This window comes from Saccharomonospora amisosensis (genome assembly GCF_011761185.1).
GTDB lineage: Bacteria > Actinomycetota > Actinomycetes > Mycobacteriales > Pseudonocardiaceae > Saccharomonospora_A > Saccharomonospora_A amisosensis.
This window is the reverse complement of record NZ_JAAOYM010000001.1, coordinates 2,655,779-2,669,791: the sequence shown is the minus strand read 5'-3', so window position 1 is coordinate 2,669,791 and position 14,013 is coordinate 2,655,779. Positions and strand designations below refer to the sequence as shown.

The 14,013-nt window shown below is 71.0% G+C and carries 15 protein-coding genes; 7 read left to right on the top strand and 8 right to left on the bottom strand.

What is annotated here, in order from left to right:
- Positions 1 to 27: 27 nt before the first annotated feature.
- Positions 28 to 498 (bottom strand): universal stress protein, encoded by a 471-nt coding sequence (locus FHU38_RS13065; RefSeq protein ID WP_167170821.1) that lies wholly within the window; start codon positions 496 to 498, stop codon positions 28 to 30.
- Positions 499 to 690: 192 nt separating this feature from the next.
- Between FHU38_RS13065 and FHU38_RS13060 the strand changes: the two genes are divergently transcribed.
- The 3 genes from FHU38_RS13060 to FHU38_RS13050 all read left to right on the top strand — a co-directional run bounded on the left by FHU38_RS13060 (position 691) and on the right by FHU38_RS13050 (position 4,217).
- Positions 691 to 1,662 (top strand): Acg family FMN-binding oxidoreductase, encoded by a 972-nt coding sequence (locus FHU38_RS13060; protein ID WP_167170818.1) that lies wholly within the window; start codon positions 691 to 693, stop codon positions 1,660 to 1,662.
- Positions 1,659 to 2,399, top strand: a complete 741-nt coding sequence (locus FHU38_RS13055) for a hypothetical protein (protein ID WP_167170815.1) — start codon at positions 1,659 to 1,661, stop codon at positions 2,397 to 2,399. Before FHU38_RS13060 ends, FHU38_RS13055 begins: the two co-directional genes overlap by 4 nt.
- 75 nt (positions 2,400 to 2,474) lie before the next feature.
- Complete coding sequence (locus FHU38_RS13050; RefSeq protein WP_167170812.1) at positions 2,475 to 4,217, top strand: sensor histidine kinase; 1,743 nt, start codon at positions 2,475 to 2,477, stop codon at positions 4,215 to 4,217.
- A gap of 33 nt (positions 4,218 to 4,250) precedes the next feature.
- Here FHU38_RS13050 and FHU38_RS13045 read toward each other — a convergent pair whose 3' ends face one another.
- A complete protein-coding gene (locus FHU38_RS13045) occupies positions 4,251 to 4,910 on the bottom strand; it encodes a response regulator transcription factor (RefSeq protein ID WP_313886758.1) in 660 nt (219 codons plus the stop codon).
- Between the two features lie 197 nt (positions 4,911 to 5,107).
- Here FHU38_RS13045 and FHU38_RS13040 point away from each other — a divergent pair, with 197 nt between their 5' ends.
- Entirely contained in the window at positions 5,108 to 6,094 is a 987-nt protein-coding gene (locus FHU38_RS13040) for an Acg family FMN-binding oxidoreductase (protein ID WP_167176036.1), read from the top strand.
- Between the two features lie 56 nt (positions 6,095 to 6,150).
- On the opposite strand, the gene FHU38_RS13035 is transcribed toward FHU38_RS13040, so the two are convergent.
- Complete coding sequence (locus tag FHU38_RS13035) at positions 6,151 to 6,690, bottom strand: MarR family winged helix-turn-helix transcriptional regulator (RefSeq protein WP_167170806.1); 540 nt, start codon at positions 6,688 to 6,690, stop codon at positions 6,151 to 6,153.
- Positions 6,691 to 6,782: 92 nt separating this feature from the next.
- Between FHU38_RS13035 and FHU38_RS13030 the strand changes: the two genes are divergently transcribed.
- Both FHU38_RS13030 and FHU38_RS13025 read left to right on the top strand, forming a co-directional pair.
- A complete protein-coding gene (locus tag FHU38_RS13030) occupies positions 6,783 to 7,745 on the top strand; it encodes an MBL fold metallo-hydrolase (protein ID WP_167170803.1) in 963 nt (320 codons plus the stop codon).
- 2 nt (positions 7,746 to 7,747) lie between these two features.
- The gene (locus FHU38_RS13025) at positions 7,748 to 9,400 is read left to right on the top strand and encodes an FAD-dependent monooxygenase (RefSeq protein WP_167170800.1); all 1,653 of its coding nucleotides are present in this window, start codon (positions 7,748 to 7,750) and stop codon (positions 9,398 to 9,400) included.
- Here the strand turns inward: FHU38_RS13025 and FHU38_RS13020 are convergent.
- The 3 genes from FHU38_RS13020 to FHU38_RS13010 all read right to left on the bottom strand — a co-directional run bounded on the left by FHU38_RS13020 (position 9,354) and on the right by FHU38_RS13010 (position 11,461).
- Entirely contained in the window at positions 9,354 to 10,097 is a 744-nt protein-coding gene (locus FHU38_RS13020) for a decaprenylphospho-beta-D-erythro-pentofuranosid-2-ulose 2-reductase (RefSeq protein WP_167170797.1), read from the bottom strand. The two genes, FHU38_RS13025 and FHU38_RS13020, sit on opposite strands and share 47 nt — an antisense overlap.
- A gap of 28 nt (positions 10,098 to 10,125) precedes the next feature.
- Entirely contained in the window at positions 10,126 to 10,581 is a 456-nt protein-coding gene (locus FHU38_RS13015) for a hypothetical protein (RefSeq protein WP_167170794.1), read from the bottom strand.
- 70 nt (positions 10,582 to 10,651) lie between these two features.
- Complete coding sequence (locus FHU38_RS13010; protein WP_167170792.1) at positions 10,652 to 11,461, bottom strand: class I SAM-dependent methyltransferase; 810 nt, start codon at positions 11,459 to 11,461, stop codon at positions 10,652 to 10,654.
- A gap of 95 nt (positions 11,462 to 11,556) precedes the next feature.
- On the opposite strand from FHU38_RS13010, the gene FHU38_RS13005 reads away from it, so the two are divergent.
- Positions 11,557 to 12,264: an MBL fold metallo-hydrolase gene (locus FHU38_RS13005; protein WP_167170789.1), complete on the top strand. Its 708-nt coding sequence runs from the start codon at positions 11,557 to 11,559 to the stop codon at positions 12,262 to 12,264.
- A 21-nt stretch (positions 12,265 to 12,285) separates the two neighbouring features.
- Here FHU38_RS13005 and FHU38_RS13000 read toward each other — a convergent pair whose 3' ends face one another.
- Both FHU38_RS13000 and FHU38_RS12995 read right to left on the bottom strand, forming a co-directional pair.
- Positions 12,286 to 12,672 (bottom strand): PPOX class F420-dependent oxidoreductase, encoded by a 387-nt coding sequence (locus FHU38_RS13000; RefSeq protein ID WP_167170786.1) that lies wholly within the window; start codon positions 12,670 to 12,672, stop codon positions 12,286 to 12,288.
- A gap of 61 nt (positions 12,673 to 12,733) precedes the next feature.
- Positions 12,734 to 13,918: an ROK family transcriptional regulator gene (locus FHU38_RS12995; protein ID WP_167170783.1), complete on the bottom strand. Its 1,185-nt coding sequence runs from the start codon at positions 13,916 to 13,918 to the stop codon at positions 12,734 to 12,736.
- Positions 13,919 to 14,013: the final 95 nt, after the last annotated feature.

The following is a 14,013-nucleotide window of genomic DNA, read 5'->3' as shown; positions in this document are numbered from 1 at the left end:
GCCCGCCGGGCACCCTCGTGTCGTTCGTCAGCGCGCCAGTCCGGCCGGGATCAGCACCACGGGGCACTGCGCGTGCCGCACGCACTCGGCGGCCACACTGCCGAGCAGCACCTCGGTGAACGCCCGCTGCCCGTGACTGCCGAGCACGAGCAGGTCCGCGCTCGCGGAGGCCTTGCTCAGCTCGGCGGCCGGATCCCCGGTGACGACGGACTCGGTGACGGCTGTGACGGCCGCCGCGGTGCCCGCGAGCGTCGCTACCTGGCTGCGCAGGCTGTCGCGAAGCGATTCCTCGGTCCTGGTCGGCCTGCGGCCGTAGGGCTGCAGGGCGAACGTCGTGCCTGGCAGCAGGTCGTCGCGCCTGCGCACGGTGATGGCGTGCACCTGGCCGCCGCAGCGTTGCGCCTCGGTGAGCGCCCACCGCAGCGCCTGCTCGGAGGCGGGGGAGCCGTCTACTCCGACGACGATCGTTCTGCTCGGCGGGCCCGTGGCATCGGACATGGCTGCTTCTCCTCGGTCGGGTTGTGCTGTCGATGCTGCGCCACCGGAGCGGTCGGCCCTAGAGCCGGAAGTCACGCGGCGCCGCGCCGTCTCGCGATCACCCGGGCGGTGCCGCAGCGGGGGACCAAAGACCCTGTCGCACCGGGACGACCGCCGCTGCCGGTGCGGTGAACGAATGCGGAGGATGAGTTCATGAGCAACACGACCGCCTCCGCCACCGACATCGTGGCGGCCGCGCTGCACGCGGGCATCCTCGCACCGTCGCCGCACAACACGCAGCCGTGGGAGTTTCGGGTACACGGCGAGACGATCGAGGTGCTGCTGGACGACACCCGGGTGCTGGGCTACTGCGACCCTGACGCGCGAGAGGCGACACTCGCCTGCGGCGCGGCCGTGCTCAACATGCGGATGACGATCGCCGAGCAGGGCAGGGAGTGCGTCGTTGAGCCGCTGCCCGATCGGGCGCGGCCGCTGCTGCTCGCGACCGTGGCCGTGGGGGGACAGCGGCACCCCACCCCGGAGGAACAGCGACTGGCCTCGGCCGTCGAACGCAGGCACACCAACCGCAGGCCGTATCTGGATCGGGAGATCCCGGTCGCGGTGCGGCACGCGCTCACCGAGGCCGCAGGCGCTGAGGGCGCCCGGCTGGTGCTGCTCGACCAGGCGCAGCGGTTCGACGAGTTCGTCGCGCTACTGCGACACGCCGACCACCTGCAGCAGCAGGACCCCCGCTTCCTGGCCGAGCTGCGGGAGTGGACCCACGATGGGGAACGTAGTGACGGGGTGCCGAAGGCGGCGGGAGGCCCCCGCGCGGTCGACGGCGGCCTGCTGGCGCTGCGTGACTTCGGTGGCGATGTCGCCACCGAGCGCGAGTTCGAACGCCGCCCGCTCGTCGCCGTGCTCACCACGCGGGGCGACACACGGCTGGACATGCTGCGCGCCGGGCAGGCGATGCAGCGGGTACTGCTCAGCGCCACCGCTGCCGGACTGAACGCGTCGTTTCTGTCCCAACCCATCGAGGTCGACTCGGTGCGGGGGCGGTTGCGTGAACTGCTGGGCGGGCACGAGCATCCGCAGACCGTGTTGCGGCTGGGCTACGGCTACCCCAGCGCGGCGACGCCTCGCCGCCCGGTCGAGGAGGTCACCAGGGAGGGGCCGCCGTGAGTACGGAGCCGCTGGCGCCTTCACCACCGAGGCACAGCTGGTCGGAGCAGGAGAAGGGCGTGCTGACCCGCACGGCACTGCACACCCAGGCGTGCGGGCAGGGCAGCCCGTGGACCCTGGAGATCCACGGCCCGCGTGCCGAGATCTTCGAACGGTTCCACAGCACACTGCTTCGCCACGACGCCACCGGCCGCGACCGTGTCATCTCCTGCGGGGCCGTGCTCGCGAACCTGCTCGTCGCCGTGCGGGTGCTGGGCTGGCTGCCCGAGGTGGCGCTGCTGGGTGATGCGGCGAGACCCGACCTGGTGGCCACGGTCACGGCACGCACCCGCAACCGCCCCTCCGCCGTGGACGTGCGGTACTTCCAGGCCGTGTTCGATCGGCGCAGGCATCGGGAGACGATCGACCCGACGGAGCTGCCCAGCGACGTGCTCGCCGAGATCGTCCAGGCGGGCGCCTCGACGGACGTGCAGCTGGTCCCGATCACCTCGTTCGTCCCAGCCCACCGCAAGCAGCCCCTCGAACCCGGCCTGCTCGTGGTGACGGTGACCGACGGCAGGCGCGACCAGGTTCTCGCCGGTGTCTCGATGCAGCACGCCTGGCTCGCGGCGCGCACGAGGGGGTTGACCGCGAGCCCTCGGGTGGAGCCTTTCCAGTCCAGAGAGTTCCGGCAGCGGATGCTGCGGCGGTGCGGGCTCGCGGGCAGTCCCCAGCTGCTGCTGCGGCTGGGAACGTGAGCCTACTGATTCAAAGCTTGAGCACAGCTTGAACTGGTAATACGGTCGGAAGGCAATGGACCTGATCGGAGTTGGATGCCAGTGGAGCTGAGGCCGGCAGGGGTGCCTGACGAGTCCCGACCCAGAGCTACCTCCCTCACCGGGTTGCGCCTTGACGAACTGTTGCACGAGGTGCAGGAGCGGCTCACCGAGATCGTCAAGACTCGTGACCGACTGCAGGGCCTGCTCGACGCCGTGCTCGCGGTGGCGACGGGGCTGGAGCTCGACTCGACGTTGCAGCGCATCGTGCAGGCGGCGACCGAACTCGTGGACGCGGAGTACGGCGCGCTCGGAGTGCTCTCCGACGACGGCAACGGGCTGTCGGAGTTCGTCTACGTCGGCATCGACGAGGAGACCAGGTCGAGGATGGGCCACCTGCCGGAGGGCAAGGGCCTGCTCGGGCTGCTCATCGACGACCCGCGCCCGGTCCGGGTCGCCGACCTGTCGCAACACCCGGCCTCGGTGGGCTTCCCGCGCAACCACCCGCCGATGCACAGCTTCCTCGGGGTGCCGGTGCGGGTGCGCGACAAGATCTTCGGCAACCTCTACATGACCGAGAAGCGCGGCGGTGCGGAGTTCACCGTCGACGACGAGGTGGTGCTGCAGGCACTGGCGGCGGCCGCGGGTGTCGCCGTGGACAACGCGAGGTTGTTCGAGAAGTCACGCATGCGGGAGCGTTGGCTCGGCACCGTCGCCGAGATCAACGGCGAACTGCTCGGCGGCGCCTCCATCGACACCACGCTGGAGCTGATCGTGCTACGCGTTCGGGAACTCGCGGGTGCGGAGGACGCCTTCATCCTGCTCGCCGGTGACGAGGCCACCGACGCGGTTTCGGTGAGCGTGACCTCGGGCGAGCGCAGCTCGGCGCTGGCGGGGCTGTCCGTGGACACCGCGGGGACGTCGCTGATCGCCGAGGTGATGCGGGAAGGCCAGCCGCGCGTCCTGCCTGATCTGACCTCGGCGCTGCCCGAGGGACCGAAGGTCTCCTCGGCGGGTTTCGGGCCCGCCGTGGCGGTCCCGCTTTCCAGCGCTTCCGGGGCGGGGGGCGTGCTGGTCACCGCGCGGTCGAAGGGGGCGCAGGCCTTCGCCGAGGACCAGCTGCCCATGCTGCTGTCGCTGGCCGACCAGGCGGCGGTCGCGCTCGAGTTCGCCGACAAGCAACGCAACCAGCGGCTGCTTGACCTGCTCGCCGATCGCGACCGCATCGCGCAGGACCTGCATGACCATGTGATCCAGCGGCTGTTCGCCACGGGCATGAGCCTGCAGGGCACGCTTCGGCGGATTCCCGATCAGCACGCCCGTGGCCGGGTGCAGCAGGCGGTGGAGCAACTGGACCGTACCGTGCGCGAGATCCGCACATCGATCTTCGACCTGCACACTACCGGTTCGGAGCGGCCCGCCAGCCTGCGGCGCCGACTGCTCGACGTGGTCGCGGACATCTCCGGCGACTCGGCCGTTTCGCCGTCGATGCGGATCTCGGGTGCGGTGGACACGTTCGTGCCACCGCAGATCGGTGAACACGCCGAGGCGGTGCTGCGGGAGGCGCTGAGCAACGCGCTTCGACACTCCGGTGCCGAGGAGATCTCGGTTTCGGTGGACGCCACCGCCGACGGGTTGTCGATCGAGGTCGCCGACGACGGTGTCGGCATCGGCGAGGACGTCAAACGCAGCGGTTTGGACAACATGGTGCGCCGAGCCAGGCAGTGCGGTGGCGACGCCGTCATCGACTCCGAGCCCGGCCGAGGAACCACGCTGTCCTGGCGCGTGCCGCTGCGCTGACGCCAGCTGGGCGCTCGCGGCACGCGGCACGCCTCACTCCTGCGGCGGCTTCCTACCCGATGACCTGCGTAACTCGGTGGCCAGCACGGCCGCCTGTGTCCTTCGCTGCATGCCCAGCTTGCCCAGCAGCCGCGACACGTAGTTCTTCACGGTCTTCTCCGCGAGGAACAACCGCTCGGCGATCTCGCGGTTGGTCAGGCCCTCGCCGATGAGGTCGAAGACCGCACGCTCCTGCTCGGACAGCCCCGCGACCGGGTCGGCCTCGTCGCGCTCGCGCCGGATCCGGTTCATCAGCGCGGCGGTGGTCCTGCTGTCCAGCAGCGAGCCACCGGAGCCCACCGTGCGCACCGCGGACACGAGGTCGGAACCGAGCACCTGCTTGAGCACGAAGCCGGACGCGCCCGCCATGATCGCGTTGAACAGCGCCTCGTCGTCGGCGTAGGAGGTAAGCATGAGGCAGCGCATCCCCGGCAGCCGTGACAGCAGTTCCCGGCACAGTTCCACACCGTTGCCATCGGGCAGGCGCACGTCGAGCACGGCGACGTCGGCGCCCGAACCGGGAACGCGGGTGAGTGCCTCGCTGACGGAGGCGGCCTCACCGACGATCTCCATATCGGCCTCGGCGTCGAGCAGGTCGGCCAGACCGCGGCGAACGATCTCGTGGTCGTCTACCAGGAACACACTGATGGTCACGGCGTACACCATAGTCCCGGGTAGCGGGCTGAGCACGTGACCACGTCGCTCGGCGGCGCGGTGAGCCAGGGACCTTGGGCCCTAGCGGGCACCGGTTGTGGCATGAATACCTGTGTGAGGGCCGGAAGGCCCTGACAGCTGGGACTTCCGAATCGCGAAATCCGGGGGGCAGGTCCGGGATCGTTGGAGATATGAGAATGAAGCACGAGTGGTCGGCGGGTGAGACAGATGTCCTGGCCAGGGCTGTGGTGCGGGCGCCGTCGGTGCACAACACCCAGCCGTGGTGGCTCGAGCTTCCCGACGGCGAGGCGCTGGTGTTCGAGCGCAAGGACCTCGAACTGCCCTTTCACGACGCACTTGGCAGGGACCGGGCCATCTCGTGTGGCGCGGCGATCGCGAACCTCGACCTGGGGATGCGGGTGCTGGCACAGCGCCCCGATGTCGCGCTGCTCCCCGATCCTGGGCGCCCGGAGCTGGTGGCCAGGCTCACCGTGACGCGGACGGTGCCTCCCACCGACACCGACCTGCACCGCTACTCCGCTATCGCACGCAGGCGCAGCTACCGGTACGCGTTCGGCGACACCGAGCTGTCCGACTACGACGTGAAGGACCTCATCGCCGCGTCGACCTCCGAGGGCGTGCAGGTGAAGGTGCTGCGGGGCGGCGAGGACCTGACCGCGCTCGCCGAGGTGCTGGAGTACGCGGCGCTCACCGTCGCGCGCGACAGCGGCTACCAACGCGAGTTGACGCTGTGGACCGTCCACGACGGTGTCGGCCCCGCGCGCTCGACGGGAATCGCCGACGGCACGCTGCCGAACTCGTCGCTGCCATGGGCCGGGCTGGTCCGGCCCAACACGGCGTTGCCGGATCGCGCCACCCTGGCACAGCGGTTGGAACGCGAGACGGTCCTGGTGTTCCTGACGCCGGGGGACACCCGGCTCGATCACCTGCGCACCGGGATCGGCATGCAACACACCTGGCTGGCGGCCGTCGATATGGGGCTCGCCGCCGCGGTGCAGACCCAGCCGCTGCACCTCAGCGAGGCACGGGCGAGCTTCATCGAGAAGCTCGGACTGGCGGGCTACCCGCAACTGCTCATGCGGGTCGGGCACCCGACGTTGTCGAGCCTGCCGCAGAGCCCGAGACAACGCGCGGCGAACCTGCTCAACCGGCTGGACAGCTGAGTGCGGCTCAGGGCCGTGAGATGGAACCGACCGCTGTGCCGGCCTGACCCGCGACACTAGAAGCGGCGCTTGGCCTCCGCCGCCGCGGAACCGGCCATCAGCTTCTCCAGCAATGCCACCAGCGTGTCGCGTTCGGCCGGGTTCAGCGCGGCCGCCCACGACCGCTCGCGTTCGTTGTGGGCCAGATAGTCGTTCTTGATCGTGTCCTCGCCCTGGGTGGTGAGCCGCAGCAGGACAACACGCCGGTCGTGTTCGGCCTGCTCGCGTTCGACGAGCCCACCCCGTTGCAGGGTGTTGACCAGCGCCGACACGGCAGCGCGGCTCATTCCGGACAGCTCGGCCACGCGCTTGGACTCCAGCGGACCCGCCAGCCACAGCACGAACAGCACCCGAAAGCCCGGCCAGCTCAGCCCCCGTGGCCGGTGCACGGCCGACTCGAGGTCGTAGACCAGCGCGCTGGTCAATCGGTGCAGGGTCAGCACGAGCCGCATCGCATCGGGGTCGACGGCGGGCAGCCGCTCGCGAGTGCGTTCCACCGCGAAGTCGACGAACGAGAGGTAGTCGAGTCGGTCGTGCCCGGTCGGCTCGGCGGTCATGGGGCTCAGGCTAGCCGCTTCCCTTTCGGCTTCAGCGGGGTTAACCTGCTCACACGATATGATCAAACCTTTAATCAAAGGGAGGTGCTCCCGTGTCCCGGAAGGCATTCGCCTCCTCGGCGGACCTCGCGGAGAAGGAACAGACACTGGAGGTGCTCGCCGACGGGGTGTACGCGCTCACGGCCGAGGGCGACCCCAACGTCGGCGCCGTCGAGGGTGAGGACTTCCTGGTGTGCTTCGAGGCGATGGCCACACCGGTCGCAGCCAGGGAATGGCTGGCGAAGCTTCGCGAACACACCGACAAGCCGGTGCGCTACCTGGTGCTCTCGCACTACCACGCGGTGCGGGTGCTGGGTGCGTCGGCGTTCGACGCGCAGGCGATCGTGGCGCACGAAAACACCCGCGCGCTGGTGGCCGAACGCGGCATGCAGGACTGGGAAAGCGAGTTCGCCCGCATGCCGAGGCTGGCCAAGCAGGCCGACTCCGTGCCGGGACTGACCTGGCCCACAGTCACCTTCTCCGAGCGGATGACCATCGACCTCGGCGGCGACCGGGGCGAGTTGCAGCTGCGGTACTGCGGTCGCGGCCACACCGAGGGCGACCTGGTCGGCTGGCTGCCCAAGCACCGCATCCTGTTCGCGGGCGACCTTGTGGAGGCGCAGGCGGCGCTCTACACCGGCGACGCCTTCCACCGCGATTGGGTGTCGGGCACGCTCGACCGGATCAAGGAACTGCGTGCCGAGGCCCTCGTCGGCGGGCGAGGCGCGGTCAGTCGAGGCAGGGACGCGGTCGACGCGGCGATCGAGCAGACCCGCCACTTCCTCCGGGTGCTGATCGACGAGGTGGGCGGGGTCCACCAGCGTGGAGGGACACTGAAGGAGGCCTTCCAACGCGCCCACGCGGCGCTGTACGACCGGTACGGCCACTGGCCGATCTTCGAGCACACGTTGCCGTTCGACGTGTCGAGGCTGTGGGACGAACTCGGCGGTGTCGAACGGCCGGTGATCTGGACGGCCGAACGCGACCGCGAGGTCTGGGACCAACTGCAGGACTGACGATGACCACGACCACCACCGGTCCCGTCGCCGTGATCGGAAACGGTCCCGTCGGCCAGACCACCGCACTGCTGCTGGCCCGCTGGGGCGTGCCCGTCGTGCTGCTCGATCGCCGGCCGGGCCGCGACGCGGTCGGGTCCAAGGCGATCTGCCAGCAGCGGGACGTGCTCGACATCTGGGAGACGGTCGGCGCGGGTCGCCGCGTGGCTCGGGAGGGCGTGACATGGACGACCGCGCGCACGTTCTACCGCGACGACGAACTGTTCGCCTACGACCTGCCCGACCACGGCCGGTCCTGCTTCCCCCCGTTCGTCAACATCTCGCAGGCCCGCACCGAGGAGATCCTCGACGAGCGCATCGCCGCCGAACCGCTCATCGACGTCAGATGGGACCACGACGTCACCGACATCAGCCAGGACGACAGTGGGGTCCGGTTGCGGTGCGGCGGGACGGGCGGGGACACGATCACCGCCTCCTACGCGGTGGCATGCGCGGGTGCGCGTGGCGACGACATCCGCCGACTGCTCGGCGTGTCCTTCGAGGGCCACTCCTTCGACGACAGGTTCCTCATCTGCGACATCCGCACCCGGCTGCCGGGCTGGAGCAGCGAGCGCCGGTTCTACTTCGACCCCTCCTGGAACCGTGGCAGGCAGGTGCTGATCCATCCCTGCCCGGACTCCACGTTCCGTATCGACTGGCAGGTGCCCGGCGACTACGACCTCGAGGCAGAGGAGGCCGACGGCAGGCTCGACCGGCGGATCAGGCAGATCATCGGCGAGGCGGAGTACGAGATCGTGTGGAAGTCGGTGTACCGGTTCCACGCGCGCGTGGCCGACCGGTTGCGGGTGGGCCGCGTGCTACTGGCCGGTGACTGCGCGCACCTCGTGGCGCCGTTCGGTGCGCGCGGGCTGAACTCCGGCGTGGCCGATGCGGAAAACGCCGCCTGGAAGCTCGCCTTCGTGTTGCGTGGCTGGGCCGGCGAGTCGCTGCTGGAGACATACCACGACGAGCGGCACGCTGCCGCACTGGAGAATCTCCAGGTCACCAGCGCCACGATGCGCTTTCTCGTTCCGAGGACCGAGGCCGACACCGCTCGCAGGGTGGATGTGCTGCGACGCGCCCGCACCGACGTCTCGGCACATGCCGAGGTGGACTCCGGCCGGCTCAGCGAACCGTTCTGGTACATCGACTCCCCGCTCACCACCGCCGACCCCACCCGGCCGTTCGCGGGAAGGCCGCCGCGCGGCAGGCTGCCCGCGGCCGGACCGGGCGTGCTCGTGCCCGACGGCCCGGTGCGGGTGAACGGGCGGCGCACCAGGCTCCGTGAGCTGGCCCGCGAGGGGTTCCTGCTGCTGCTGGCGCCCGAGGCCGACAGAGCGGCCGTCGCCTCGGCCGTGAGCGGGCTGCGCGTACCCGCGCGCGTGCACGCGCTGAGCGAACTCGACGACACCGGCGTACTCGCCGAGACGTTGGGCGCGAGGGCGGGGGAGGTGTGGCTGATCCGGCCGGACGCGCATGTCGCCGCCGTAATCAACACCCGCGGCACCCTCGATACCCCCGGCACCCCGGCCGTGGGCGAGGCGATCACGACCGCACTACGCACCGCGCTCAGCGAGGAAGGCGGCGCCAGATCGGGCGCGGCAGCGCGCGCATGAGCGCGAACACCGGACGCAGCAGCGCGGGCACCCACACCGTGTGCCTTCCCTTGCGCAGTGCCGCCACCGTGGCGTCGGCGACCTGGGCGGGGGTGGACGACAGCGGGGCGGGAGTCATGCCCTCGGTCATCCGCCCGATGACGAAGCCGGGCCGCACGAGCAGCAGCCGCACGCCGCTGCCGTGCAGCGCGTCCGCCAGCCCGCAGGCGAAGCCGTCCAGGCCAGCCTTCGCCGAGCCGTACACGTAGTTCGCCCTGCGCACGCGCACGCCCGCGACCGAGGAGAACACCACGACAGTGCCGTGGCCCTGTGCCCGCAGCAGGTTCGCCAGGTGGGTCAGCACGCTGACGTGCGCGGTGTAGTCGGTGTGCACGATCGCCACGGCATGTGCGGCGTCGGCCTCGGCGCGCCGCTGGTCTCCCAGCACACCGAACGCCGTGACCACGACGTCCACCGGGCCGTGCTCGGTCATGATCGCGGTGAGCACGCTTTCGTGCTGATCGAGGTCGTCGGCGTCGAACTCCACCCGGTCGACCGTGCTCGCACCCGCCTCGCGCAGCGCGGCCTCCTCGGCGTCGAGGTCAGCGCTGCGCCTTGCGGCCAGCACGAACCGCGAAGCCCCCTGCCTGGCCAGCCGGGTGGCGACGGCCGTGCCGATCTCGCTGCGGCCACCCAGGACGACAACCGTCTCGTTCACGGGCAGCAGTGTGCCGCATTCAGCGCGCTCACGCGGGTTCGGGGATCTCGCAGACCACGCTCGCCTTGCCTTCGCCGTCGGGCCGGTCGGTGGCGCGCTGCGCCACCACCTTGCCGTCCACCTCGATCGCACACCGCACCGCGCCCTGCTCGGGGTGCTCGGTGCCGGCCCACACCGAGATGTCGCGGTAGCCGCTGCCCTCGGACTCGGTGAAGGTGAAGTCGAACGGCTCACCTCGCAGATCCACCCGCGTGTAGTAGCCGCCGCGGGCCACCCGCATCACGGTGTCGTGCGGGCCGGACACCGTCACCCGAACCCGGTGCTGCTCGCCCTCGGCGGGAGGTGACGGAGCGGAAGTACCTGGTGCGGAAGCGCTCAGCGGTGGGGCCGGCGGCGCGGCCGGCGGCGGGTCGGTGCCGCACGCCTGGCCGGCGGCTGCCAGCGCGAGCGCTGCCAGTGTGGTGCCGACCACGGCGCGTCGCACGCGATTCGCCTCCCTGTCCTACCGTGGCGGGCCCGCTGCCCCGCTCCGCTCACCCGGCATACCCAGCGCGCTACGGTCTCCACACCAGTGTCACGATCTCGTCACCGGAAGAGCCCAGATCGCGCGTGCCGTCGGCACCGCCGTCGCGCAGCGCCTTCGCCACCTCGGGCGCCCTTTCGCGGGGCAGACACAGGCGGCGGCGGGTGACGTCGACGAGCGTGTCGAAGTCGGGATGCTCAGAAGCGGAGTGCTGCCGCCGCCAGGCCGCCACTTTCGGCTCGATACCGAGCTCGCGCAGTACGGCGACGGCGTCCTCGGCCGTCGGTCCCTGCGGCCGGACGATGCCGTGGAAGCGCAGCCACAGGTCGTTGAGGGAGGTCAGCGGGTGTCGCCGTGTCGTCTCCACCACAACGAGCCTGCGGGCGGACTCGGTCAGCGCGCGGAGGAAGGGCGCGATGTCGGCGGCGTTGTAGATCACGTGGTGGCACACCACCACGTCGGCGACGCCCGCCCGGTCCGCCACGTCCGGCCACCTGCCCTCGATCGCGCGGGCGGGCACGCCGAGTGCCGTCGCCCGCCGCTCGAACTCGCCGAGCAGCCCGGAGTCGGTGTCCACGGCCGTGATGGAGGTGCTGCGCGCGGCCAGCGGCAGACTGGCGGCGCCCGCCGCCGCGCCCACGTCCAGCACGGTGCCGGGCGGGTCGAGCGCCTCCCACGCCGCGGGAAAGGACGCGCCCTCCGGTTCGGCCGTGAGGACGTCCGCGCGGCGGGTGAACACGTGTCTTGGCAGCACCCACGGCGAGTCCTCGGCCGACGCCAGCACCTGCTCCGGGATGCGCCACGCCTCCAGATCTGCGCGCCAACGTTCGGTCGCGCTCATCGATTTCCTCCCGGTCGCGGGTCCTGCCGCACTCTGCCGCACTCCGCCGAACTCTACAGCCGGGCCTGTCCGGCACCGCGGTTACGATCGCCTCCATGTCCGATCGCCTGTACTTCCGGCAACTACTGTCCGGCCGTGACTTCGCCGTCGGCGACCCGGTGGCCACCCAGATGCGCAACTTCGCCTACCTGATCGGCGACCGGGAGACGCGGGAGGCGGTACTGGTCGACCCCGCCTACGCCGTGGACGACCTGCTCGGCGTGCTGGCGGCCGACGACATGCGGCTGGTGGGTGTGCTCGCCACCCACCACCACCCCGACCACGTCGGCGGCGAGATGATGGGTTTCTCGCTGCCCGGCCTCGCCGAACTGCTCTCGCGGGTCCAGGTGCCGGTGCACGTCAACCGCGAGGAAACGGAATGGGTGCGGCGCGTCACAGGTGTGTCCGGGACCGACCTGGTTGGCCACGACCACGACGACCTGCTCGAGGTGGGCGCCATCGGCATCCGGCTGCTGCACACCCCGGGTCACACACCGGGAAGCCAGTGCTTCCTGCTCGACGGCAGTCTTGTGGCGGGAGACACGCTGTTCCTGGACGGTTGCGGCCGCACCGACTTCCCCGGCGGCGATGCGGACGCGATGTACCGCAGCCTGCGCTGGCTTGCCGACCTCGACGGCGACCCGGTGGTGTATCCGGGACATATGTACTCGGCGCAGCCGTCGGCGGCGCTGTCGCGCGTGCGGCGTGACAACGTCGTGTTCCGGCCACGGTCGCTGGAGCAGTGGCGCGCCATGTTCGGCTGAGCGGCTCGGGTCCGGCCGCGCTCAGCGCATCCCGAGCAACCGGTCGATGGTGATCTCGAGGACGACCCGGTGCGGGTTGATCCGGGGAAGGCGGTAGCGCTCGGCGTAGCGGCGCTCGGCGTCGCGCACCGCGTCGGGGTCGTCGGTGACCACGGCGCGGCCCTCCAGCGTCGACCAGCGTCGCCGGTCCACCTGCGTGACGGCGACGCGCGCGCCCTTCGAACCCGCGGCGCGGACGTTGCGGGCCTTGACGCTTCCCGCCGAGCAGATGACTCTCGCGATCTGGAAGGCCTCGTCCACCGTGACGCCGACCGGCACCACGTGCGGGGAGCCGTCGGGCCGCAGGGTGGCCAGCGTGGCCAGGTGCCGCTCCCGCCAGAACGCGCGCAACTCCTCGCTCGGTGACATGGGCACACCCTAGGCAGCCGGGAGCCACCGCGAACCGGCCGGCCGCGCTTGGAAGTGCGGATCAGCCGGACATGAAGGCCTCCGGGTCGGCGACGATGGTGCGCACCACCGAGGCGGCCGCGCCGCGAACGGCGGCCTCGGTGCCCAGCGACGACGGCAGCACCTCGATTCGTGACCACGGTGCGCTCACCACGCGGGTCCGCAGTTCGGTGAGCAGTGGCTCGGCGAGCCAGGTATGCAGGCGGGCGTAGGTGCCGCCGAGCACGATGGCGGGAATGTCGAGCAGGTTGACCGCGGCCGACAACGCCGCGCCCAGTGCGGTCGCGGCCCGCTCGACCGCATCCTTGGCCGCCCGGTCGTCGTCCCGCAATCGCTGGATCAACTCCTCGAGGTCGGTTGCGTTCGCACTGCCGAGAATCGCTTCCTGACCCGCCAGCCGTTCCAGGCAGCCACGGGCGCCGCAGCGGCAGCGCGGACCCCGCGGGTCGACGGGGAAGTGCCCGAGTTCGCCGCCGAAGCCGCGGGAGCCCTCGTGGAGTTCGCCGTCGAGGACGATGCCCGCGCCGATGCCGATCTCGGCGGAGACGTGGACGAAATCGCGGGGACCGCCCTCGCCCATGGCCGACAGTTCGGCGAGCGCGGCGAGGTTGGCCTCGTTGCCGACGATCACGTCGCGGCCTGGCGGACCGGTGCGGCGGCGCAACCGCGCGGGCAGGTCGACCCCGTGCCAGTCCAGGTTCGGCGCCACCCGCAGCAGACCGGTGTCGGATTCGACGAGGCCGGGGACGGCCACGCCGATCCCGCCCACTGCTACGCCGCGCCGCGTGGCCCGCCGCCGCGCGGCGGCGATCGCTCGCGTCACCTTGTCCAGTACCAGGTCCACCGGTTGACCGCGGTTGTCGCCGTGCCTGATCCGCAGGTCGTGTACGGCGCCGGTGAGATCGACAAGGCAGGTGGCCACGTAGTCGACGGCGATCTCGACGCCGAGGCCGTGCGGGCCGTGCGGGGACAGCGACAGCGACGTCCCGCGCCGCCCTGGGCCCGCGCGTTGTTGCGGACCCTCGTCGTGCAGTAGCGCGGCCGCGAGCAGCCGGTCGACCAGGCTCGACACGGTGGCCTTCGTCAGCCCGGTACGCGCCGCGATCCCGGCGCGGGAGATCCCCGGCGACTGGGCGACTGCGTCGAGCACAAGTGCGCAGTTGTGCCTTCGCACCGTGTGTTGCCCCGCGGGCCCGGTCTCGGTCATCCGGCGATCGTAATAGTTCATCCAGTGAACGAATCCTTGACCCGGTTTCGCGTGTCCGGATAAGTTCAGTCGCCAAACTATTCGCCCACCCGTCG